Consider the following 23,581-nt stretch of genomic DNA (forward strand, 5'->3'; position numbering starts at 1 on the left):
TGCTCCCACCGGCGCAGCGTTGATACTGAGGTGCCAAGTGCCCGACTCGCTTGACCTATTGACAAATACATAGGCGATACCTCCCTGCGTCCTATCGGCAGGGAGGGCGTAAGCTATTGAATGGGCATATTTAGGTGAGGATTTGGCTAGCTGTAGTCAGCCCCAGATTTCGCCAACACTGAGTTAAGCGCCTATGATTTGACTTTCATACTTAAGTTCCTTGAGTGAGTGTTTCGAAGGCACTGCGGGAAGCCATCGGGCAACCGAAGTCTTCCCACTGCTGCCTGAGTCTCATATCGTCGGCACTACCGTTCGTCTCGATAGACGTGATGCTTTCAGGATCATTCTTAAGTTTCTTCATCCCTTGAACGAGGGTATTCCTGGCGTTGGTGAGAGCGTCGTTGCTGTAGAGAAACGTATCACAGATATCGATAAATGCCTGATATTCCAGATTTTGCTCTTTCTCCACTTTGTTGAGTTGCTCAACTAAATACGCCGCGGTTGCCTTGCGCGCTATATTCATAGACTTAAAATCTGTGACGGCATTGCGCTCCTCTGGTTTACGTCGCACCCACTGGACGAACCTTACGTTCTTCGGGTGGTGACCAGTCTGCGGGAGCTTCACTTGTTCGCTGAAATTGGCGAGGGCTAGATGGGAGCTAGCGGCACTGATACTGCGCTGCGTGCTATCGATCAGCCCCTTAATGGAAGCGATACGCTTCATGCTATCCACAGGGATGGCCACAGTTTTGTATTCAACTGGATAATAAGTACCAATGTAGCGGACGGGACTAGCGCCGCTTTTACTCGCATCCATAAAAATCCACGGTGGGACCAGGCGACGCCCCGCTATGCCCTTGGCGTCGTCGCTAGGTTCGGGGCGCTTGTTTAATGCTGATTTGACGTACCGCCTTGCTACGGGATTATCGACGAGTGAGTCCACGCCACTGGGGAGAAACGACGAGAAATATCTGACAATGGACTTTGTGACGACATCATCATTTAAGTCGGCACGATATAGACTCTGATTTGCGGCGCGAAAGTCGTTAAATTCGGCCAAAATTTGTGCAATGGGTACGGGTTTCACGGGGAACCGACCGCTTGCCACCGCATGAACCATAAAAGGCAACTCACTGCAATAAAGAGGCGTCTTGTCGCTGCCGTTGAGCGATTTCTTGAAGTCATCGATATCGCTCTGCGAATCAACTGCCAGCTTGAACATGTAGTCGTAGCGCCAGTTACGAAATAGCCGCATCGCAGCATCTTGAACCTGCGCGGGGTCAGCATCAGTAACACGAAAGAAATGCGTGGGGCTGACAAATCCACACCCTGATGGATCGTAGCCGCCAGTGGTGTCGATGTGACAGAGAAAGGCATCGCCCTCAGCGTTGGGAAAAAAGAGACTGCGCTCACCGCTTTGGTTAGCGATGACAATGCCTGCGTGATACATCCCCTTTTGTATCAGCATCATCGGATCGGGGTCCTCAGCCCCCATTGTCTGGAATTCGACAAAAATGTCGCCCGGTCGCACGTACTCTGCAATCGCGCGATTCGTCTGTAGGTAGCGAATACCATGCTCTGGCAGCTGCTTAAGATGCTTGACGGGGACGACAGGTGGTAAGGGCTGACCGTGCAGAGGTCCCGCAGCATCTTCCTCCAGCCGGCTGAGCGGCAGGCTGTTAAAGGGATAAGGCTCTACCGGCAACTGCAAACCACTTAGGAGCCAACTCGAAGTCAGATCTGACGTAGCACCGTCGTGCTTGGCGCGACAACCCAAGAATGCCAAGGCAATAGTCAAAACCATCATTTTTTGCAATTCACTCAAAACGCTATTTGAACGACTACGCATGATACCATCCCAAAGATGCAATGATTTGAGGATTTGAGGATTCAAGAATTTCATATTTTATATTTGTTTACCGGCAATTATAGCATCACGGCGCCGCGTTGCGGCACCTAAGCTGCCGCGCTTCTATACATTCTAAAGCCGCCACTGCTATAATTAAGGGACATATTACCTACTATGTTACTGAGTTTAGCGAGGACGGTCATGGCTACAACCATTCTACGTATCGTGAGCCTACTTTTGTGCCTTACCACGCTAGGACTCAGCGCCTGTCAAACCAGTGTCGCCGGCAATGAAAATGGATCGTCCCCTCTCAATGAGGACGAAGCGATTGAATATAAAAAGGCCATCAATCGTTGTTACAAGATTGGTGGCACTAGAGTTGTGAAGATTATGGGTGAACTACGCTGTTATTAACCCCCGATCAATCCTACATCGTCATTGACGGGTAGGATGCGAAGACACAGAGGTTTCGTGCATTATCCCAAGTACCTTTTTTGTTGGTGCACTCTGTCTTCATAGCTGTAATGTCAAACGTTGGGATCGAAACCTGACTGAATGTCGAGCTCTGTAGTTGGCTCCAGTCTTGATTGAGTTGTGTGCCAGCAGTACTAGGGTTGAATCCGCTGATTGAGTTCATATTGTTGAATGCGGATGTCATCGTTGATTTGAGATCGTTCGCAATCGTCGATGTCGATAAACTCGACATACCGGGGACATTCAAGCTACCAAGACTGGTCATGACACCTTTGCTAGCTTCCAACGCGATGGCACCGAGGTCACCGCCACTGATTTTATTTAGCTGCGCCAGACTCCCAAGTCCCGCCGTCGCACCATTACTGATGGCTAGCAGCCCATCTTTGGCGTGACTACTGCTGAAGTTAGGGTCAGCCGCCGCGATCCGGTTTATTGCGGCTGTGGCCTGCGTGGACACTTTCGTCGTTATAGTTTTCACCAAATTTGTACTGGGCGCAAAACTCGGGACATCCACCGCAGCAACAGCCGCATTAGCACTTTGCGAAATTTTGCCCAGAAAAGCGCTGGTATTGGTCTGAGAAATCCCACTGATCGCCGTTAGTACCCCAAGATTAGCCGAGGCACCGTAGGCCATACCGCTCAGTAGATCTGGTACTTGCGAGGCTGGAAATCCGGCCTTCGATAGACCGCTGGCCGGCGCTGCAGTGATTTTGTCGAGCATCGCTGCAAGGCGATCCGAGGTAGCCATCGCAGGGACTTTACTGGCCAGTGTAGGTAGTGCCTGGGTCGGCCCAGCGGTAGTGGCCGCCACAAGGTCAGTCTGCGCCGTCGTGCTCATACTGAATGCCGTCACCACAGGCCCGAGACCGGCCGTGGCACCGCTGGAAATTTTTGCCGCCAAGTCGGGTAACAACTGGGCGTCAGTCGAAAACTTACTCAACTGCTGCGTCATTGCCGCAGTGATTCCCGTCAGTGCTCGTTCGGCACTACCTGATGACGGCAATTTTGTAGCCAAACTCGCAAGACCTTTGGTCGATCCTGTCGATACGGCGCTCAGTGCGGCGTCGGCAGATATCGAGGTAGGTGGCAGCGTTGAGATACCCGCAGTCAGCCCTGCCGACAGCGCCGGCAGCTCGCCTTCAATAATGTCGTCTTCGCCGGATCCAGCGGCACCCACACGTGCGACGATCGCACTCGACATGGCCTCAGAAGTCTCGGGCACATCCGCGTCGGGGACCCCAGCGGCCGTCAGATTGGCCATAGCAGCTTGGCCGATCGCGGCAATGGCCGTACCCTTAGCTGTTTGGCCTTCGGCAGCTGCATCGTCAGGTAGGTTTTCGTCGTCCGCCTCACTCAAAGATTTAAAGAGGCTACCAGCCATCTTGCCACTCAGCCCGGTCACTTGATCAGGGTCAGTAACTCCCACAGTGTCTAGGCTGCCCTCGGCGCCACCCATGATGTCACCCATGATTTCCGTATAGTCTGACGAGCTCCCGTGACCAGCAGATAGTACTGCACGCTCGGCTGCGTTGCCGACCTGATCGGCTTGATCGGCCGTCAATTGATCGTCAGCGCCGAGCAGAGCCGTGCTCGGTCCGATCGCCGCAACTAGCGCAGCGATGACCGCTTGCGCATCTGGCGTTACACTACTGGTGCTACCGCCACCGCCTCCCCCACCACCACCGGAGTCGTCAGCTACTTCTGGTTCGGGATCGGCCGTAGAACTCTTTTTAGCACACCCCATCGCCCCTACCGCTGCGATGAGGGCCGCATGTATCACCAGCGACGCTTTGGTGCGTGTCATAACAAACCTGGCCATAGAATTCCTCCCCTGCGGCTTTTCGCCGCTTTGCGCATTCACGCAATGGACCTGCATGGATCCACGTGGCGTGTCCACTAGACGCATGCGCTAGGCTGATCCTGGGCGCATTCAGTGATGCCATCATCGGCCGGTTGGGGAAAAACTTTAGCTCAACCAAAAATATCTGATAAATTAGTGAGTTATTCGCTCACAGCAAACGGCAGATCAGGTAAGGTATCAATCAACCTTTGCAAGCCAAGGCCCAGGCGAGCACATCTTTGGCTGCGCTTAAAGCCAGATCGGCCTCCTCCCAACTAAGACTCCAAGGCCCTTCTTCATAACGACGGACTGCGCCGTAAATGGTGAGTTCTCCGAGAGCATCGCCATGCGGCGGAACGTCGCTCGGTCCCATCAAATCTATCAGTTGGCGTAAATCATGTGTCGCAGGAAAAGCGATCTCTCTGATGCAAAGCACAGCTTTTAGAGATTTCTCTACCACTTGCTCGGCAAAATAAGCGAGATTCTCCGCGCGACCACTACGTGCAGCTTGGATGGCGTGACCAGCATCGAGGTCAGACTGTGCGATTCGCAAAAGTTCTTCGGCGTATTCTTTTTTGTACTTGCGAACTTTAGATGGAGTCATTGGGTAGCTTCTCTCCGTAGCGGTGCGGCTCCGTATACGAGCTTTCCCTCTGTTTGGACAGTCTCGATTAAGGGACTATAACGACGCCTTTGCCACCATGCAGCAACGTCGATAAAAATAATATCGGCAGCCACGGAACAAGGGCACTTGAGTCGCAACACAGCTGTTTGAGCCGCCCTAGCCGTGGCTTCGTCCGGGTAAATGACCAGCAAATCAATGTCGGACTCAACACTGGCCTGTCCACTTGCCATCGAGCCAAAAACGTAGATGGCCGTCGGCATGCTGACTGCAGTGATTTGGTCGACATAGGCATGCACAGCAAGATCGACCTCATCGGCACTAATTTTCATGAAACGAAGCAGCGACATATTTACTCAAATCTACCGGATTAAGCAGAGTCTAATTCGTGCATTACGCCATAAATTCCGCTACAGCAAGACTTTTCAACGATCCTCCCAGGTGCGCATCTTTTTTAAAACCCAGCCACACCCATACAGCAGCAGACCGCCGCCGAGTAAGCAGCCGACACGCACTAGATTTGTGGTGCTTACAAGGTCGTAAAAGACGGCCTTGAGACCAACAGCCAGAAGAATGAGCAGCGCCGAGTGCCCTAAAGTTCGGTCACGCCACCAGTTGGCGGCAGCCAGGATGAGCACGGCGTAAAGTCCCCAGGTCATGCTAACAAACAGGGCGCCTGACCAAGAGAGATCCAGTGATAAACGATAAAGTCCGAGCAAAACTTCGAGATGGCCGAACCCCAGAAGGACCTCAGCATAGCGGACAAATCTGGACTCAGGCTGCTTTTTTGTTCCCATGACGCCAAAGGTAACGACGGCTGTTAAACCATAAGCGAGGTTATAAAGGTGCAAATTTGTCACGGTATCGACCGCAAAAAAGGTCAAGATCGCACCGTAAATCACGGTCGACCCCGTGATAAGGAGTGGCCATTGCAGGCGGATGCGGAGCTCTTGTGGTGAGCGGTGCCACACGAGTAAAGCCCCCATTGCGAGCACAAGAGCTACGATCGGTTGTAGGGGCTCACTGAGCAACTGAAAGTAAAGACAGTGTACCCAGGTGATTGTCGTGAACGTAATGAGCGCCTGATCACTCTTTAATTCCCTACCAAGGTACCGCCGCGCCATATAGTAAACAACCATGACAAAGCTTCCGATCGCGAGACCAAACAACGGCGCCAATGATGGTGTGATTTGTGATACCAGATGATCCGATGACCAGTAGAATAATAGCAGCACTATCAACAAGGCCACACTCTCACCGGACGTGAGCGGCTCATGATGTTTAACCGAATAGGTGAGCATCGCTGCTCCAAATACGACGAGCTGAAGTAGCTGCACGACAAGCAGCGTTGTGCGTTGGTCCTCGGTGTGCGCCAGATTTGTCATGAGTAGCAATGTAAACAGGGCAAAATAACAAGCGACGAAGAGAACATCGCGTCGCTTCTGAACCAATGCGGTTAGGGAAAACGACACGTTCCAGATCACCAAAAACGTGTTCATAGCAATCCAGTCGGGACTGTTGTAGCCAACGATGGGCAGCGCCAGATACGTTCCGGCCATGGCGACCAGAAGGTAGATCCGACTACCATCGGCAAAATTGGCGACCACCGAGCCGATACCAACAGCGCCTGCACACAACAGGGCCACGGTTGCTGGCACTAACTGGTGAACTACAAAGGCACCGACCCAGGTGAGGTGGAGGATGGTGGTTCCGGCACCAGCGAGAATCGCCCCGTAGGCTTTAGCGTGTTGTGCGAGAAACTGGGGTGCCAAAAAGAAGCCCACGCCGACTACCGTCGCTAGGATCACCTGGCGTATGGGCGTCAAAAACCCAGAATCCACGCTCATTTTGATGAAAAAGGCACCGGCCAGAATCACAAAGACGACACCAATAATTGCCAGAACTGTCGAGGAGTCTACCGATGCGATGGGTGCATTGGCCGCACCTGCTCTCTCTACAGCCCGCGGCTCGTAGTGTGCTGGTAGAGCATGCGGCGTCTCCGTAGACGGCGTGAGACGTGGCTCAGCCTCGGCGGCTGGAGCTATGCCGCGGAGTTTACGTAATTCGGCTTCCACGCTGCTCAGTCGTTGCTCGAAATCCTTGAGCACCTCGTCCAACTCGGCCATGTTCTGCTCCTGCAGACTGCGACGATAACTACGCGATTACTAGGAGCGGACTCAGGCCGCCGACTCGGAGTTTCCCTGCACTTCGTGGTCTGGCAGAGCCACCAGCTGCACATCGCGCCGCTCCCACGAGAACGTGTAGCTCATACCGCGCGCATTAGACCTCTCCACGGCGAAGTGCCCGCCGGTCGCTAGGAGCCGGCTGACTTCGGCGCTGAGCTCACCACCCACCGCATAAACCACGTCGTTACGCACCTGAGCCCCGTCGTCGCTGACACGGACGAAGAACCAATCATTCACGCAGTCGACCGAAATGGCCACCTGTGCCACAGTAGATTTCTTGGCCGCACGCCTTTGGAGAGGGCGCTCGACGCCGTGCTGGATGATGCAGTGGAGCAGCGGCGCCGCCAGCGCCTTAAACTGGCTCTGGTCTGTGGGTCCGCCAGCGTGGGATGCATAAACGGTGAGGTTGCACTGCTTCCCGAGCTGACCGCCACTCGTAGCCAGGAGTCGGCTGAGCTCGTCCACAAGCGCCTCCCAGGTCGTTATGATCTCGGGAGCTGTGAGCTCGGGCACTGCATTGGTCGGGTTTTTCATGGCCAAACCTCCGGTGTACTCTTATTTGATTCGGCAAAATGCCCCTGAAACTTTAGAGAAATCGACCGACCGAACTCTACCTGCAGGCGCTGCTTGCACATTTTGTCGCAAGTAGTAGAATCCCCGCCTGGTTTCCACGCACTTTGCTTCTGCACACGCTGGATAAATATCTAGTGTTATCAGTGGCTTTTGGGATATGTAATCAACGCAGCTGGCCATGTGCGGCCGGCCGATAGGAGTTACCCGTGATTCAGCAAACCCTTTCCATTATCAAGCCCGATGGCACCGAGCGCAACCTGGTAGGCAAGATTGTCAGCCGTTTTGAGGAGGCCGGACTCAAGGTTGTAGCGATGAAGCGCAAGCGCCTCTCCGACCATGAGGCCAAAGGCTTTTACGCTGTCCACAAGGACCGCCCCTTCTTTGGTGAGCTGGTGCAGATGATGACCTCGGGCCCCGTCGTCCTCATGGTCCTCGAGGGCGAGAACGCCGTCGTTCGCAACCGTGAGCTCATGGGCGCCACGGATCCAGCTAAAGCCGCTGCGGGCACGATCCGTAAGGACTTTGCCAAGTCGATTGGCGAGAACACCGTGCATGGCTCTGACAGCCCAGAGAACGCACGCACCGAGGTGAACTACTTCTTCGCAGCGACGGAAGTGGGCTAACACTCCAGGATTTTTTAAGCGCAATTTTGACCACCATACTTCAGCAAGGTGAACGGCTCATGTCGATTAACTTGATGCAGAAAGTCGCGGGCGAGATGAATATCAAGCCTGCCCAAGTCCACAGTGCTATCAAGCTCCTTTTTGAGGAGGAGTGCACGATTCCCTTCGTCGCACGGTACCGCAAGGAGATGACTGGTAGCTTGGACGAAGTCCAGCTGCGCGACATCCGTGACCGTTATCAGTACTTGACCGAGCTTGAGTCTAGTAAGATCAAGTACCTGAAGGTGGTGGAAGAACACTGCCAGAAGAATCCCGCCTTCCAAGGCAAATTTGACGAGCTGAAAAAGCGCTTCGAGGCGTGCACAACGCGTCAAGAGCTTGAGGACCTTTACTTACCGTTCAAGCCGAAGCGGCGGACGCGGGCGATGATCGCCAGAGAAAAAGGCCTAGAGCCCCTGTTAGAGCTGATTCTCAGCGCGCGCCAGTCGCTCACTGATCTGCAGGCAGCGGCGGCGCCCTTTGTTACTCCCGCCGACAAGGACGTCCCCACCGAGTTGCGCGTACCGGACACCGCAGCAGCTTTAGCGGGAGCGGCCGATATTCTGGCCGAGCGAATCAACGAGACCGCTGATTACCGCGCCATCGTCCGGAGCATCAGCCAGGAGAGTGGTCAGCTCGTTTCGAAAAAGATTGAGGACAAAGAGGCTACCAAGCCATCGGCTGGTAAAGCAGCCGGCGACGGTGAAGACGAAGCCGAGGAAAAAGGCCGCAGCAAGAAGACTGACGCCTCGAAATACGAAAATTACTTCGACTACCGCGAGCCCCTTAAAGCGGCGCCGTCACATCGCGTGATGGCAGTGCGGCGCGGTGAGGCTGAAAAAGTCCTGCGCGTGAGCGTCGAAGTCGATGAGGACCGTATCCTCGGCGATCTGCGGACTGCGGTCTTGGGCCCACAGGTGGCGACTGACACCGTTAAGACGTGGCTAACCTCGGTCGTCGACGACAGCTACAAGCGTCTCATGGGACCATCGATCGAGACCGAGCTACGCCTGCAGCTGAAAAACACGGCTGAGGACGGTGCTATTAACGTGTTCTCGAAGAATTTGGAAAACCTGCTGCTACTCCCACCCATCCCCAACAAAACCGTCATGGGCGTCGACCCAGGACTACGTACCGGTTCTAAACTGGCAGTTGTTGATGAGACGGGCAAATTACTTGCGTCAGCAGTAGTCTATCCCGACTACCGTCGTGAAGATGCACCGAAGAACACGGAAGCCAAAACGGTGATCGCCGGCTTTATCGACAAGTTCAAAGTCAAATGCATCGCTGTTGGTAACGGTACCGGTAGCCGCGAGATCGACCGCTTTATCACGAGTGTCATCAAAGAATTTGGCGTGAAAGACGTCAAGCGTCTCGTGGTCAACGAGGCCGGCGCCTCCGTTTACTCAACTGAGGACATTGCGCGCGAGGAATTTCCTGACCTGGATCCAACGATCCGCAGTACCGTCAGTATTGCCCGTCGTCTCCAAGATCCGCTCGCCGAGCTCGTGAAGATTAACCCACGTTCCATCGGTGTCGGTCAGTATCAGCACGACGTCAATCCGACCAAGCTAGGCCGCAGCCTTGAGGAAGTGGTCGAATCCTGCGTAAACAAAGTTGGCGTCAACCTCAACACAGCCTCGTACAAGTTACTGGGCTACGTGTCGGGTGTGGGCCCCACATTAGCCAAGTGCATCGTCTCGTACCGCAACCAGCACGGCCGCTTTGGCAGCCGCGCTGAGCTCAGTAAGGTGACAGGCCTCGGACCCAAAGCTTACCAGCAAGCTGCAGGCTTCTTGCGAGTGCCGGATTCAGATAATCCGCTCGACAACTCGGCGGTCCACCCTGAGCGCTACGACATCGTGACGATGATTGCTGACGATTTGAAAAAGCCGGTCCGCGAGATCATTGGGCAACGCGACATCATTAACGGCATCCAGTGGGAGAAATACGTATCCCAGTCACTCGGTATGCCAACCTTGCAGGATATTGCTGCCGAGCTTCTGAAGCCGGGCCGTGACCCTCGGGAGGACGGAGCGCGCCTCATGTTCTCCGATGAAGTGGCCGAGCTCAGCGATCTCAAGCAGGGGATGGTCCTTAAGGGCACCGTCACCAACGTCACCGCGTTTGGCGCCTTTGTTGACATTGGTGTGCACCAAGATGGCCTCGTCCACATCAGCGAGCTGTCCGACAACTTCGTCAAAGATCCGGCCGAGGTGGTGTCTGTCGGGACGGTACTCTCGGTGCGCGTGCTAGACGTTGACGTGCAACGTAAACGCATCAGTCTTAGCTGCAAGACACCGTCGGCCGAGCGCCCTCAAGGGCAGCCGCGCCAAGGACAGCAGGGCCAACAAGCACACCAGGGCGGAGGCCAAGCGCAACGCCAAGGTGGGCAGCGTGGCGGTTACCACCAGGGATCGGGCTCCCAGCAGCATCGCGGTGGCGGGCAGCGTCCGGCGTCGAAGCCGGAGAAGAGCTTCACTATGGACGATTTGCTTAGCAAATTTGGCCGCAAGTGACGGGACCAGCAATGGCACAGGCAGTGAAACTTGGCGTCATCGGCGGGTCTGGACTCTACCAGATCGCCGGCATCACGCCGCGGCGTGAGCATCGGATGGAGACGCCTTTCGGCGCACCTTCCGATGCTATAGTAGAAGCTGAAGTTGCAGGTCGCTCGGTCTATTTTCTGCCCCGCCACGGGATAGGCCATCGATTGACTCCCTCCGAGGTCCCCTACCGCGCCAACATTCACGCCATAAAGCAGTTGGGCGTGACCCATCTTCTAGCGGTCAGCGCCTGCGGCATCATGCGGGCTGACATCGTGCCGGGCGATATGGTGGTACCGGATCAAATTTACGACCGCACCAAAGGCGTGCGTGAGTCGACTTTTTTTGGCGATGGGATCGTCGGTCACGTGACCTTCGCCGAGCCTTTTTGCCCGGAAATGCGTGGCTGCATTATTGACGCAGCCAAAGCGGAGGGGGCAAGAGTTCATGCCCGCGGCACCTATGTCTGCATGGAGGGACCGGCCTTCTCGACACGGGCAGAATCCGAATATTACCGTAAAACTCTAGCACCAGCCGTGATCGGTATGACGGCCATTCCCGAGGCTAAATTGGCCCGCGAGGCCGAGCTTTGTTACGGCATGCTGGCGCTTGCTACGGACTATGACTGTTGGCATGACACCCATGCTTCCGTCACTGTCGCCATGGTGCTCGAGGTTCTAAGAGCTAACAGTGAGCTGGCCAATCGTATCGTTAAAAGGGTGGCTGAAATCCTTCCGGTCACATCTGAGAGCCCCATGCTAAGCGCGGCTAAGAATGCGGTCATGACGCGTCAGGATCAGATACCGGCAGCGACTAAGGCCAGGCTGCAGTTACTTTACGGTAAATATTTCAAGTGAACGAATCTGCCACCTTACCCTCGGGCTAGCGCCTCACTAGCCTGGCAATATGACCGCCTAAATTTACAGTTTTGGAACAAAGACCTGCGTCCCTCCCCCTGCACAGGCATGGCCTTACCTTGCCTTGGGGTCAAGTATAGCCACGGGGTGTCGATACCCTAAGGTATGGACGCTCGACTTAAAAATCAAATGACGCAGCCCATAGTAAGTGACGCAAGCGCGCAACTGAACGCATTACGACGGGCCTTGGCAGGGCTCATCGACGACAAGGGTGAAGTCACAAACGTGACTCTATGCGCTCTCTTGGCCGGTGGCCATCTTTTACTCGAGGACGTGCCGGGAGTGGGCAAAACGACTTTTATTAAGGCTCTGGGCAAGATGCTCGGCTTCTCCTTTGCACGTGTCCAATTCACCAGCGATCTGCTCCCAGCCGATATCCTCGGCGTTGAGGTTTACGATCAAAATAAACATCATTTTGTTTTTCATCGCGGTCCGATTTTTACCCATATACTTTTGGCCGATGAACTAAATCGCGCCTCACCGCGCACGCAATCAGCTCTACTTGAAGCCATGAGCGAGGGCTCGGTGACCATTGATCACCAGAGCCACGAACTGCCGCGACCTTTTATGGTGTTTGCGACGCAAAACCCAGTCCATAGCATCGGCACCTACGATCTACCTGATTCACAACTCGACCGTTTTGCCGCCAAACTACACATGGGTTACCCCAGCGCCAAACGCGAACTCGAGATCCTGCAAGCTGCCGCCAAAGACCCATTGGTTGACGTACCTGACAATTTAATCAGTCCGGCAGCGCTCCAGGAGCTGCATCGATCGCTCGAACAAATTCACGTAGCCGTAGCCATAGCGCAGTATGTAAAACGCGTCGTCGATGCATCCCGCGCCCATCCCAAAATCCGCCTCGGCATATCGACGAGGGGAGGAGTGTTGTGGCTGCGCATGGCCAAGGCTCTAGCCATGCTCGGAGGCAGGTCATTCGTCACTCCCGACGATCTCCAGAGTCTGGCTATACCCTGTTTGGCACATCGAATTATGACTCATACCGAGGCTAAGGCGGATACTGTGATTACGACACTCCTCAACGAAGTCGATATCGTTTAGTTTATGTACTATCCCAAGGTAAATCGCGGCATCTCATTTACCAAGCCAGGAATCTATGCATTCTGTCTCATTCTCCTGGTCGGCTTAATCGCCATCAGCACTGGCATCAATGCGCTTTACGTCTTTCTTAGCGCCGGCCTCGGCGGCTTTATCGTGTCAGGTTTACTTTCTGAGCTCGCCATGAAACATTACCGAATCGAGACCATCGGCGGGGTGCTGACCGATGCCAATACTCCCTTTCAAATCAGCTTTCGCATCAAAAACAGCAGCACCTGGTTCTCGATATTTCAAATGCGTAGTTACTTTTTTCTGCAGGAGCCGCGATTCCAGTTAATCGCAAAACCGTTCCGAGCTGCAGGCATTAGCAATCTTAGTTCGCTTAGTCCTCGCCATGCACATACGAATACAGTTGCTGTACAGGGTTTTCCTCGTGGGTCTTACGACCTCTTGAAGACGGTGCAGGTCACAACCTTCCCCTTCGGGATACTGGAAAAATTTAAGCTAGATCGGCTAGAGACTGGGATTTTAGTGGCGCCAGCGGTGGATCAGGCTCTTGGTATCGCTATGCAAAAGCAGCTCAATAGTAGCTTCCTGAAGCCCGCTGATGAGCGTGATTTTTGTGGCCATAGGCCCTATGTCCCAAGCGACGGTTTACGTCCACTAGACTTGAAGCGTAGTGCCGGAAAGGCGCAAGGGCAATGGGTCAGTAAACAGTATAGGTCCCACGGCGCTGACGACACCGTTACGATCATGGTATCGCCAGATCTCCTAAAAGGTGCGAGCACTGAAGCCTCTTACGAGATGATGCTGGTGAGATTACGCACCTTGATGAAGGTATTGGACGACGCCGGCAAAGATTACTACTTAGACCTCGGCCGCGGCCCGGTGGCTCGCGGGCTGAATCCCTGCCGCGTGCTAACAGCGCGCCTACCGCCGTTTGACCGACGTCACGCTGGGTTCATGCAAGTGACGACCGCAACACTGCCTGGCTCTAACCATACACAACGCATCACGTTGACTGAGGACGGCATCAGCTTTGAACTGGGAGGCGTTAAGCAAGTTTGGACGGCACCTCCATGAAAACTCACAGTTTTCAAATTAATCAGTATTACCGATTAACTTGGCAGCTACTGCTGCTGACTAGTTGTATTTTGGGCGTAGCATCACAGGTAGCACGACCCATGGTGCTGGCTGGCTACTTTCTCCTCGCTACGTTGATGATCTCTCAACCCGCTCACCAGTGGCTCCGACACCGTCGCGCCCTGGGACTGGCGATCGGTGGTTCCCTTTTGATCCTCGTTAGCCAGCAAGCGCTTAGCATCACGAACACCGAGGGCTTTGTCAGCATTCTCATAGAAATCATCTCTGGATCGCTACCTTGGCTGCTCATAAGTCATGATCGCTACCGCTCTTATTGGCTCGCTATCCTCAACACCACGGTGATCACCATCGGGGCAATGACGGCGGGCTCAACGAGTCTCATTTATCTTGGCTTTCTCATCTTCATTACTCTCATGATGCTTAACCTCAATGCCGCCAATCTCTATTTCAGCGCCCTCGAAACACAGGGACGGCGCGACGCGCTGCCACGGGGCTACTTCCGTCAATTTGTTTATGTGATCCCAGTGGGAATTCTTGCAGGTATCGTCATCTTTCTTTTCTTTCCCCGCGTGCAAAGTTTTAGCTGGAGTATTACACGGGGACGTGGCGATAATTACACCGGCTACACGGGTCTGGTAAACCTGAGCGCTGATGGAGAATTACAATTATCTCACGCGCTCAATCTGATGGTTGAATCTCAAGACGAAGACTGGCTAAAATCATCCGCCAGTTCACTTCTCATGCGCGGCGATTCTTTGGATAGTTTTGATGGTGTCAGGTGGCATAACACTATGGCTACTTTTAAAGCAGCGCATCGAACGACTGACAGCGAGCTAGACAGCGGCCAATCAGCGACTATCAAAAAAGCTAGGATTCATCTTGAACCTAGTATTTTGAACACTATTTTTTACCCAGGCACATTGCTATCGATCCGTAGTGTCGATACACCAAACGTGCACTTTCTCAGCAGTAGTCACGGCCAGGTCATCCGCGATCCCCACGCAGTGGATAGGCTGAGCTATGAAGTGCAGTTTATTCCCGCAGCATCAATCGCTGACCAGACACGACGGAAAAGTCATCAAGTCGTCATTTCCGACGAAGACAGAGCCAGATATCTAACGATCCCGGCCGCCATCAAAGACGCTAAATTTTTCAAAGATTGGCTGACTGAAGTTGGCACTGGCGGTGAGTACACCCAACTCGAGCAGCTAACGATTCGGATCGAGGATCTTTTCCGACGCCATTATCGCTCGACCCTAGCTAACAGCTTTTCTGGCACAAATGCACTCGAAGCATTCTTAGTGATCGATAGACGAGGTCACTGTGAATATTTCGCCACGGCCACTGTGCTCGCCCTCCGCGCATTTGGGTTTCCGGCCAGACTCGTCGTTGGATACCGCGGTGGACTCTACAATACTATGCTGGGGACCTTAGATGTGCGTGACGAGGATGCGCACGCCTGGGTAGAAGTATTTAGCCCTGATCATGGATGGGTCCCGTTTGACCCCACGCCCACAACTGATGATCCAACATCACTGTACCGGACGCGCTGGCAGATGTTGACCAATAGTCTAAACTTTTGGCTACATCGCTACGTCATAGACTACGATCAAGCGACGCAGAAAGAACTATGGCAAGAGCTAAGGAACTTCGGCCACAAAACATCCGATCTCACCCCAGAGTTTGGTTCTATCCCACCCCGTTATATGCTGATGGGCGGAGCCGGCCTAGTCTGCGTTTTGATTTACATATTCCTTCGCAGTCGTGGTATGCGCCATGGTGCATTGGCCGTGCCATCATACTACTTATTGTTTACCAGGAGCGTCGGAAAACTAGGCTTAAAGCGCCGCACGGGCGAAAGTTTTAGCGCCTTCCATCAGCGAGCCTCCCAAGCGATAGAGGATGCATCGCAATTAAATCTGGTTGATCGTGCTCTTCACGAGGACCTTTACGCCGCCAACCCACGGACTATCCCGGAGCGAGCGCAGTTACTTCGCGAACTACGGCGCTGGCGACCGCGCCTGAGAAAAAGGCACTCCCTGTGAACTATGAATGAGTCTTTTGTCCTCACTCCTCTTTCTTCTTTTCCTCAAGTGCCGAAAGCACTAGACCAGAATTGGTAGCGACGACCTTCACACCCATCACTGATGAGTCGACGATGAGGGTCTGGGCATCGCGTGATAGTACTGAGCCACGAGCAAGTAAGGATTTAACCTCAAGAGCACCCGCTGCTGATGTTTTTAGCGTGGCATTGAGCTGTTCTATCGTATCGTCAATTTTGGCGATCATAGCGGTAAGCCTCTCGATAGATTCCCTAACGAGGCGACGCTCATCGCGACGACTAAGCTTCTCGCTGCCCTTGGCGGCACCACCCAAACCAGAGCGCTCGAGCGTCTCCAGGCGTGCATTCAGGAGGGAACGACGACGCGCCAAATTACCACGGCGCCGGACGCTCTCAACTGAGGAGCCAAACCAGAGCTGCACCTGCTGACCACCATCCCGACCGATGTTGCCGGCTTTAATATCCTGTCCGGCGATTACTTGACCGCCAAAGATACCACCCTGGGGATCAACCACTGTCACGCTGCCCGTGGCCTCAATGATGCCACCTGTCATATTGGATTCAATCACCACATTGCCACGACAGCGCAAAATGCCCGCTTGCATGAACTTAATTTGGGTATCGCCCGTGACCATCAGGATGCCGCCGCGCACACACTGCACACCACCCTGAACGGTGAGCCCTCCAGATGCGCGTAAATACTTACCGGCAAAAGCTTGGCCGATACTGATGGCCCCCTTGGCAACGACCGAAGCACCAGTCTCCACACTACCTGCGATCGAAAGTGGTCCAGGTGCCTCAACATCGCCCGTATTAAGGTCGACGTTGCCGGTAATTTCGAGGGCTGCATCGACCGTCACTTCTTTGCCGTTGATTTTGCCGACGCCGGCCTCGAGCGCAAAAAACAGAAGACCGCGCTGCTCAACTCCTTTACCAGCCACAAAGTCGACACTCTCGTCGGTCCTAAACGGTAACTCTTGACCGAGCACATCCCGGCCATTTTCCCCGGGTACCGCAAAGTCGACGACGGCGACTAAACTGCCCGCAGCGACAAAGCGCTTTGGCTGAATACTACGAATATCAAAGCTAGGTTGCTCCAGTAAATCTCTGAGCACTACCGGAGTTTTATCCTCAGCTACGAGTGCAATCCGCAAGGTTGGCTGCTCGGGAGCTCTTGGAATCGAGCCTGCCGCAACCAAGCGAGCTACCACGGCCTTGCCCTTGGCTACCTCCTCCTGAATACGGTCGAGCTCATCCATGAAGGGATCAACCACGCCCTCTAGCCGGAGCAGGGCACGGAGTTCTTCGCGCGTGATTTTAGCGCCGCGCGAGACCAGAGGCTTGACGCTCAGGAAGGCCTGCATCCGATCGGCCGCCAGTTCAGCATGAACCTCTACGGTCCTTGGCACGGACTTACTACGCCCGCTGCGCCCGCCGACATCGGCCTGGTGCCAAATCACCCACCGTCCACCAGGACCGTTACGCCGGTGACGCGAATACTGCGGCATGCGTCTCACGAGAGAGCCAAAGCGCCCCATGATCGTCGCGATATCGGTCAAAGGTAAGCCAGAGGTTGGTTCCATGAGCCTAGTCATAAGTGTGGCTTCAGCCTTAGCCATCAGCTCGGGAGTATCGGAAAAACTCTCTGGCTCGTCAACGTAGAGGGCAAGTTCCCCCGTCTTGGCCCGTCTGATCACAGCGCCCTCAGAGATCTCTAGCCAAGGTTGCCAATCCCGTATCCGGTACAACCCGATGAGACTCGTCTCGGGATAACGAGAGACACGTGCACGTTTCAGAGCTTCATAAACGTCCTCGTCATCAATATCTTCTAGCTCCAGACCGGTCGCATCGGCAATCATGGCACAGACCGCGAGCGTGAGACGCGTATCGGCAATGACACTACCCGGCTCGATTGTGATGCGACACGCCAGACCGCGAAAACGGTCCATCAATGTGCGTTTGTGCACCCTAATATGGGTGGTGTGCGGAATGCCGATGGCGACCACGACGCGCAGTCGCTGATGAAACCTAGCAGCACGTTGGGTCGCCCAATCAAGCATCTTGGTGAAGTAAATCCGTTGCGAGCGACCCTCGGTGATCAGCTTCTCGAGTGACTTATCGCCCCGCAGCAAAGCCTGCTCAATACGCTGCGCGTGATCCTCCGGCCGCACATCGGCCGTTAGCACCAGACGCAATTTGTTTAGGAGCAGTCTCATGATAGTCCCGGGGGGGTGAGCCACTAAAATCGAGATTTTATCACTTACCTAAATCATACCACTGGTTTACGGTAAACAAAATAAGCTGAGCCGTATTTTAATGACCAAAAGCTTCAGGAGAGTTCCAGAACTACGACAGAATTACGGCAGAACTACGGCAGTTCTAGGGCAAAAACACCGCAAACTCGGTCTGCTCAAGCGGTAACATCGAGCGTTCATCCCAGGCTACGCGCCAGGCCGGTTGCCCATTGGCCGCACGGCCATGCACCCTCCATGTGTGGTAGGGGCGTATTATTAAATCGTTGCGCCCTAAACTCTGGGCCTCGTCCTTGACGATGGCCAACTGAGCCTCATCAATCACAAACAGGACGGAGCCAGATGTCAATGACTGGCTCAGTGCTGCCCTGGAAATGACGACACCAATCGGACGCTGCAAAAGCACACTGAGGAGACCTTGGTCTGCCCAGAGATTCTCGGTCAGATTGAGACGCGACCACGGCCTGGCTGCCAAATCTGATGTAGTACTGACCAAGGCTGCGCGCTCATGAGCCTCTAAACCTAGCAACAACTGGCCGGTGCCAATGTAAAGAGACACTAGGGCCACAAGTAGGGCATAGACGGATCGCAACTGATCCTTTCGTATTACAAACAACACCAAGCTGAGGATAGAGACTACCAGTGCGATCGTGATAACGGGCGTCCGATAGCCAGCCCACCAATCCGGAAACGGGTAAAACCGAGCTACGATAAGATCGAGCAGCATGGCGACGGCAGCTAGCACTACCGCCGTACTCACCTTAGCCGCAAACCAAAGGCGTGGATAAACATCGGCCAGATTTCCCACGACGAGAGCGGTCAAGATACTAAGAGGCGCGAGCAGTGGCAAAAAATAGATGTCACTATGAAAGTGATGCCAAGCAAAGAAGAGCGTCGTTGGTATACCGACTGAGATAATGAGGCGCATCAACTGCGGTCGCATGAGTGACAAATCGGCGTTGAGTGGTCGACGCCGACGTCCGGCCGCCAGACCAAACAAAAGTAACAAGATAAAAGGCTGTAATTGGCCGCCGATAAAAGGCCCTACCGCACCTAGCAGGTCATTTTGATTCGTGCCCCGCGTCAGGTGCTCGCGCTCGATATAGGTGGCGTAGAACGCCTCGTGGTCTATTGAGAGAAGCACCACATAGGGCAAGGCTCCGACCAGGATACCCAAGAAGAGACTTAGCCACTCGGCCGGGCGTCTGACGAGACTGGTCCACTGCCGCGTCCAAGTCCAGTAAATGAGTGCACTGCTACCAAGGAGGACGCTATGCAGGGGCGACTTAAGTAGACCCGCCGTACCAGCCATGACCCAGGCTAGGCGCCGCCACGACGTCCCTTGCTCACCCCGGTCTGCGAGTCCCAGCGCTGCCGTAAAGACGGCATACACCACGACCAGCAAAGCCTCCATCTGCGCCGCCAACCCGTGCGCAAAGGCCCCAGTGCTGAGCACCGTGGCTCCTGCCGCCAAGAGCCCAAGATCCCGCCGTTCCGGTAAATAACGCGCCATAAGCTTGAGGATCGCCCAAGCCGCAACCCCGTAGCCGATGATATTGGCATATATCAGCGCCGCCGGTGACAAGGGACCAAAAACTAGAAAACCAATCCGCAGCAGAACAAACAGTAGCGGGCCCTTATAGTAGTTGGGCATGCCGAATAAAGTCTGCTTCAGCCAGGTGCCGGCCGCTGCCATTTCCATGGCTTGGGCCATGTAAGTCTTTTGGTCGCCCGTGGTCGGCAGCGGCAGCTGCCAAAAAAACGGGGCGAACACCGCCAGGATCAGCACCAGCAACCACCCAAACTCCCGCAGATACGACCCACCTTTGCGCATCACAGCCCTGAACTCATCGGATACGTTAAAACGAAAAATAAAGCCCCGCGAGTCTAGCTGATTCACGTCTGGCTTGCATCGCAATTAATGGGGGACACGTGAGGCGAGCGAGACCCCGTGACAGTCACTTCTGCCGCGACTTTTTCACTTGGGAGCCGCGCTCGCACCCTTAATGCGCTGTTGCACCGTAACCAGGTCGCTAGTCAATTGCGCTACTAAATCCTCCTGAGTTTTGACTTTGTCCTGCAACAGACGAGCGGTGGCCTTATCGGCATCAACCCTTTTATTGTGCACAGCGATCTCAACTTTTAAATCCTCGGCGTGGGATAAGCTGGCAGCGATCTGTGCTTGCAGTCGCTCTTTCTGGCTCGTCAGGTCCGCCTTCTGCGTCGCGTAGCTATTCGTCACCTGACGCACCAGCGCCGCCTGCGACTGGCTTAGCATATACTGCTGCTCCTGCAGCGAGGCTTCGCTCATCCCTAATGCAGCTAGTTGCTGCTCCACGAGCTTGCGATCTGCCGCGCTTACGCCGCGGGCCGCTGCAAACTCGGCTTGCCGCATCTGCCACGTGTCAATCTCCTGCTTCAGTGTCTCCACCTGCCAAGCGTACTCCTCCTCCGTCGCGCGCTGCTGCTTCTCGATTCCGCCGAGCTGCTTAGCCCTCTCGGAGTCTAATGAAGCAAGTCGTTGCTGGAGTCCTTCGAGTTGCTTACGCATGGTGGCAACACGTGCCTGCTCTCCCCTTAGGTCCTCATTGGGGTCTGGTAGACGTCCATTAGCAACCACCTGGTCGCGCGCGTCAGTCCATTGGTCCATTAGTCTGGCAAGTAAGCCTTTGGCGTCCGCAAGTTTCTGCTCCATGTCGTCTAGCCTGATCTTTTCTTTTACGACATAAGCCTCTCGGTTGGCATGCTGACGCGCTAATTCTACCTGCAAGCTAGCAAGGCGAATCTCCTGCTCTGCCATGGCCTGAGCCGCACGGGTGTGCCGCTCGTGCCGCAGCTGCCAGCTGAAAAAGCTGACTGCGGTGATTCCCGTTAGAACTACCACTGACTTGATAGCTTGCATGGCCGAACCTCCCCCAATGCACACTAAGACGCGGAGAGGAGATGTCCATCAGGTGCCATGTATGCTTGTCGGCACCTTGCGTTGTTGAGTTTAGTCTATTTTCTAAAACCAACAATAAACATCCAAAATATTGGGTTTTTTTACAGGAAGACCCAGGTCGATAAAGACATCAATCATGCAACATATTGATATTTCTATATCTTTAGAAACTATCTAAAGTTTTAATAAGAATATACCGATAAATTATTCGGATTAGCAAGAAAGGCGAGTAATTTAGATGTACAGATTCAGGCATAGACTTCGCTTTATTACGATTTCCGTAGGCCTGGCGGTAGTGGCAGCTTGCGGCTCGGACAAAGACAGCTCGCATGGTGCGCCAGTGACACCAGCCGCTCCCGAGCGTTCACCGGGCGACCAGAAAGTTCTGGAACCATCTATGGGACTACCTAGGGGCCCATCAGATCAGCAACCAGGAGCAGGCGACGCGCAGAACACGGGCCCAAATCAAGCAAATGCGCGTGGTTCACGCTTACTTGGCATTTTTGGTGGCTACATGAGCTGCAGCGGTGATGCCAACTCCCCATTCAAAGACACTTGGATGCAGACCTATGTCACCGAGGTGCAGCAGAGTCTTAAAACAACTGGTTCGCCAGAGGTAAAATACATCATGAGCTGCTTCAAGTTTGACGTCGCTAAAGTGATTTTTGTGACGTCTGACAAACCTACTGAGGTGAGAGAGGATTCCATTGCTCAGCTCTTCAGCGCATTTGAGGCATCAGTTTATAACTCCCCCAATGCATCCGTGAGCATAGCTGGTCACTCCTACGGTGGTTGGTTAAGTCTATCGCTCATCGATCAAGTAAAGACCAAATTCCCAGTCGATGCGCTCATCACACTCGACCCAATCAGCCGTGCTCAGTGCACCCCACCAGCTGTGCTGAACAGTATTCTGGATGGACAGCCCAATGCCAGTTGCACAAGGGCCCCAGCTGATTTTGACGCCACTAAACTTGCGGCAATAAAACAACGTGCCAAGACCTGGCTGAACATCTACCAGACCGATGCAACGATTCTGCATTCCGGACAATTAACTGGAGCTACCAACGTTAAGCGTCGGTACACGCCAGGTGATCTAGCCGCTCACAGCCAAATCCCTGGGGACCTCGAAGTGATGAAGCAAGTGATATCACTTTTGGCTCGTTGAGGCTTCACAGCGTGAAACTGAAATCCTTCACCAACGCCCCCGGCAAGTGCACGCTACTGACTGAGCGTTGGCCGTAGGTGTGGCTACTCATGATCATCTCGCGCTCTTTGGTCAAACCGATGAGATGGTCACCAAACATCCGCAATGCTGATTCATCAAAACGCATGACGTTGAGTGGTTGTTCAATCTTCCCACCTTCGACCCAAAATGAGGCAAAGCGGGTCAGCCCTGTCATCCGACAAGCACTTTGGTCGGAGTAATTCAGGTACCAGAGGTTGTTGATATAAACTCCGTCACCTAAGACCTCTGGCACTTGTGCGAGGTCGATAGATCCCGGCGCCATTTCCAGTGACTCGGGGGATTCGCCCTCGCTAGCACCGTTGGTGCTGACGCCAAACTCTTTGGCTGACCTCGGCGACACCAAGCAGTCCTTGTACTGACCACGCTCAATAAGGTGCACATGAGCAGGCCGTTTAAATCCCGCACTGCTAAAATCCGGAGACAACCCTGCCGCCGTGTGTTCGAGCATGGTGACACTTTCGTGCATGCTGGCACCCGCATCGACCATGCGTAAAAGCGAGGTCTGTTTAGTCTTATGGGATTTAAGCCCGAAGCCGTTCCAGGCCAGCATGTCTGTGACCTCGTTCAAGGCCGCAGGGGATAAGTAAACGCGGTACTTCCCTGGTTTGATGGTTTTGGGCGTGAGTTTTAGGATCTCCAGCTGCTCGCGGGCGGCGTGAAGCTTGCTGTCACATGCCTGGTCTTGCCAGTGAAAGCCGGCGTAGCCTGATTTCACTGCTTTGTCGGCCCGCAGATAAAGACTGAAGTCGAAATTGAAGGGGTGACAAGCATACCAATTACGCTGTCCGAGCGAGTTGGCAAATCCTCGGTAAATCGATCCAGACGCGAAAATACCGACCATGTCGAGCCCCTTGGACTTGGTCACCAGCTGCGCCACCGTATCGCGGCTGTCTGGTAGCTCGCTGGCCCTCACTGAATCGCTTGACTGCACCTCAGTGGCGTACATCAAATAGGGGTCATCCGGCAGCTCGGCCAACTGCTCGCGCAATTCAGCCACGATACTGGTTAACGCGGCCTGATCGCTGGACTTGCTTCCGGCCAAAGAGACAGTGGCGGCAGCGTGGCGCGCCCCGTTGATGAGCCGCAGCGTTAGTTGATTTTGTTTAACGCTGCCGGCTTGCCGGATGCGGCCGCCGTTGAAGCGGCAGAAGTCGGAGTCCTCACCACTCAGGTAAGCCGTGTAGACTTCATCCCCAACGAGGAGCGATTTCAGGTAGTCAGCCGTGTCAAAAAAATATTGGCGCATGC

At 54.3% G+C, this 23,581-nt stretch carries 18 protein-coding genes; 8 read left to right on the plus strand and 10 right to left on the minus strand.

Going from position 1 to position 23,581, the window contains the following annotated elements; translation table 11 throughout:
* Positions 1–211: 211 nt before the first annotated feature.
* A complete protein-coding gene (locus FJ146_09065) occupies positions 212–1,849 on the minus strand; it encodes a hypothetical protein (protein ID MBM4252107.1) in 1,638 nt (545 codons plus the stop codon).
* A gap of 201 nt (positions 1,850–2,050) precedes the next feature.
* On the opposite strand from FJ146_09065, the gene FJ146_09070 reads away from it, so the two are divergent.
* Positions 2,051–2,263 carry a hypothetical protein gene (locus FJ146_09070; protein ID MBM4252108.1) on the plus strand — a complete coding sequence of 71 codons (213 nt, stop codon included), beginning with the start codon at positions 2,051–2,053 and terminating at the stop codon, positions 2,261–2,263.
* A 13-nt stretch (positions 2,264–2,276) separates the two neighbouring features.
* Here the strand turns inward: FJ146_09070 and FJ146_09075 are convergent, their stop codons facing one another.
* The 5 genes from FJ146_09075 to FJ146_09095 form a co-directional block, all read right to left on the minus strand.
* On the minus strand, positions 2,277–4,142 hold the full coding sequence (locus FJ146_09075; GenBank protein ID MBM4252109.1) for a hypothetical protein: 1,866 nt from the start codon (positions 4,140–4,142) through the stop codon (positions 2,277–2,279).
* A 223-nt stretch (positions 4,143–4,365) separates the two neighbouring features.
* A complete protein-coding gene (locus FJ146_09080; GenBank protein ID MBM4252110.1) occupies positions 4,366–4,767 on the minus strand; it encodes a HEPN domain-containing protein in 402 nt (133 codons plus the stop codon).
* Entirely contained in the window at positions 4,764–5,135 is a 372-nt protein-coding gene (locus tag FJ146_09085) for a nucleotidyltransferase domain-containing protein (protein MBM4252111.1), read from the minus strand. The genes FJ146_09080 and FJ146_09085 overlap by 4 nt, the downstream gene beginning before the upstream one ends.
* Before the next feature lie 75 nt (positions 5,136–5,210).
* The gene (locus FJ146_09090; protein MBM4252112.1) at positions 5,211–6,911 is read right to left on the minus strand and encodes a DUF2339 domain-containing protein; all 1,701 of its coding nucleotides are present in this window, start codon (positions 6,909–6,911) and stop codon (positions 5,211–5,213) included.
* Between the two features lie 51 nt (positions 6,912–6,962).
* Positions 6,963–7,505 (minus strand): hypothetical protein, encoded by a 543-nt coding sequence (locus tag FJ146_09095; GenBank protein ID MBM4252113.1) that lies wholly within the window; start codon positions 7,503–7,505, stop codon positions 6,963–6,965.
* A 245-nt stretch (positions 7,506–7,750) separates the two neighbouring features.
* Between FJ146_09095 and FJ146_09100 the strand changes: the two genes are divergently transcribed.
* The 6 genes from FJ146_09100 to FJ146_09125 all read left to right on the plus strand — a co-directional run bounded on the left by FJ146_09100 (position 7,751) and on the right by FJ146_09125 (position 15,877).
* Positions 7,751–8,167, plus strand: a complete 417-nt coding sequence (locus FJ146_09100; GenBank protein ID MBM4252114.1) for a nucleoside-diphosphate kinase — start codon at positions 7,751–7,753, stop codon at positions 8,165–8,167.
* Between the two features lie 59 nt (positions 8,168–8,226).
* A complete protein-coding gene (locus FJ146_09105; protein ID MBM4252115.1) occupies positions 8,227–10,725 on the plus strand; it encodes an RNA-binding transcriptional accessory protein in 2,499 nt (832 codons plus the stop codon).
* An 11-nt stretch (positions 10,726–10,736) separates the two neighbouring features.
* Positions 10,737–11,609: an S-methyl-5'-thioadenosine phosphorylase gene (mtnP, locus tag FJ146_09110; protein MBM4252116.1), complete on the plus strand. Its 873-nt coding sequence runs from the start codon at positions 10,737–10,739 to the stop codon at positions 11,607–11,609.
* 165 nt (positions 11,610–11,774) lie between these two features.
* The gene (locus FJ146_09115) at positions 11,775–12,731 is read left to right on the plus strand and encodes an AAA family ATPase (GenBank protein MBM4252117.1); all 957 of its coding nucleotides are present in this window, start codon (positions 11,775–11,777) and stop codon (positions 12,729–12,731) included.
* A 3-nt stretch (positions 12,732–12,734) separates the two neighbouring features.
* A complete protein-coding gene (locus FJ146_09120) occupies positions 12,735–13,811 on the plus strand; it encodes a hypothetical protein (protein MBM4252118.1) in 1,077 nt (358 codons plus the stop codon).
* Positions 13,808–15,877, plus strand: coding sequence for a DUF3488 domain-containing protein (locus tag FJ146_09125; protein ID MBM4252119.1), 2,070 nt, complete (start codon positions 13,808–13,810; stop codon positions 15,875–15,877). Before FJ146_09120 ends, FJ146_09125 begins: the two co-directional genes overlap by 4 nt.
* Positions 15,878–15,899: 22 nt before the next feature.
* Here FJ146_09125 and FJ146_09130 read toward each other — a convergent pair whose 3' ends face one another.
* The 3 genes from FJ146_09130 to FJ146_09140 form a co-directional block, all read right to left on the minus strand.
* The gene (locus FJ146_09130) at positions 15,900–18,110 is read right to left on the minus strand and encodes a DUF342 domain-containing protein (GenBank protein ID MBM4252120.1); all 2,211 of its coding nucleotides are present in this window, start codon (positions 18,108–18,110) and stop codon (positions 15,900–15,902) included.
* Positions 18,111–18,273: 163 nt separating this feature from the next.
* Entirely contained in the window at positions 18,274–19,983 is a 1,710-nt protein-coding gene (locus tag FJ146_09135) for a hypothetical protein (GenBank protein ID MBM4252121.1), read from the minus strand.
* 141 nt (positions 19,984–20,124) lie between these two features.
* Positions 20,125–21,048 carry a hypothetical protein gene (locus FJ146_09140; protein ID MBM4252122.1) on the minus strand — a complete coding sequence of 308 codons (924 nt, stop codon included), beginning with the start codon at positions 21,046–21,048 and terminating at the stop codon, positions 20,125–20,127.
* Positions 21,049–21,325: 277 nt separating this feature from the next.
* On the opposite strand from FJ146_09140, the gene FJ146_09145 reads away from it, so the two are divergent.
* The gene (locus FJ146_09145; GenBank protein ID MBM4252123.1) at positions 21,326–22,252 is read left to right on the plus strand and encodes a hypothetical protein; all 927 of its coding nucleotides are present in this window, start codon (positions 21,326–21,328) and stop codon (positions 22,250–22,252) included.
* Between the two features lie 4 nt (positions 22,253–22,256).
* Here FJ146_09145 and FJ146_09150 read toward each other — a convergent pair whose 3' ends face one another.
* Positions 22,257–23,579 (minus strand): TldE/PmbA family protein, encoded by a 1,323-nt coding sequence (locus tag FJ146_09150; protein ID MBM4252124.1) that lies wholly within the window; start codon positions 23,577–23,579, stop codon positions 22,257–22,259.
* Positions 23,580–23,581: the final 2 nt, after the last annotated feature.

The sequence above is a fragment of the Deltaproteobacteria bacterium genome (assembly GCA_016874735.1).
Taxonomy (GTDB): Bacteria; Bdellovibrionota_B; Oligoflexia; order Oligoflexales; family CAIYRB01; genus CAIYRB01.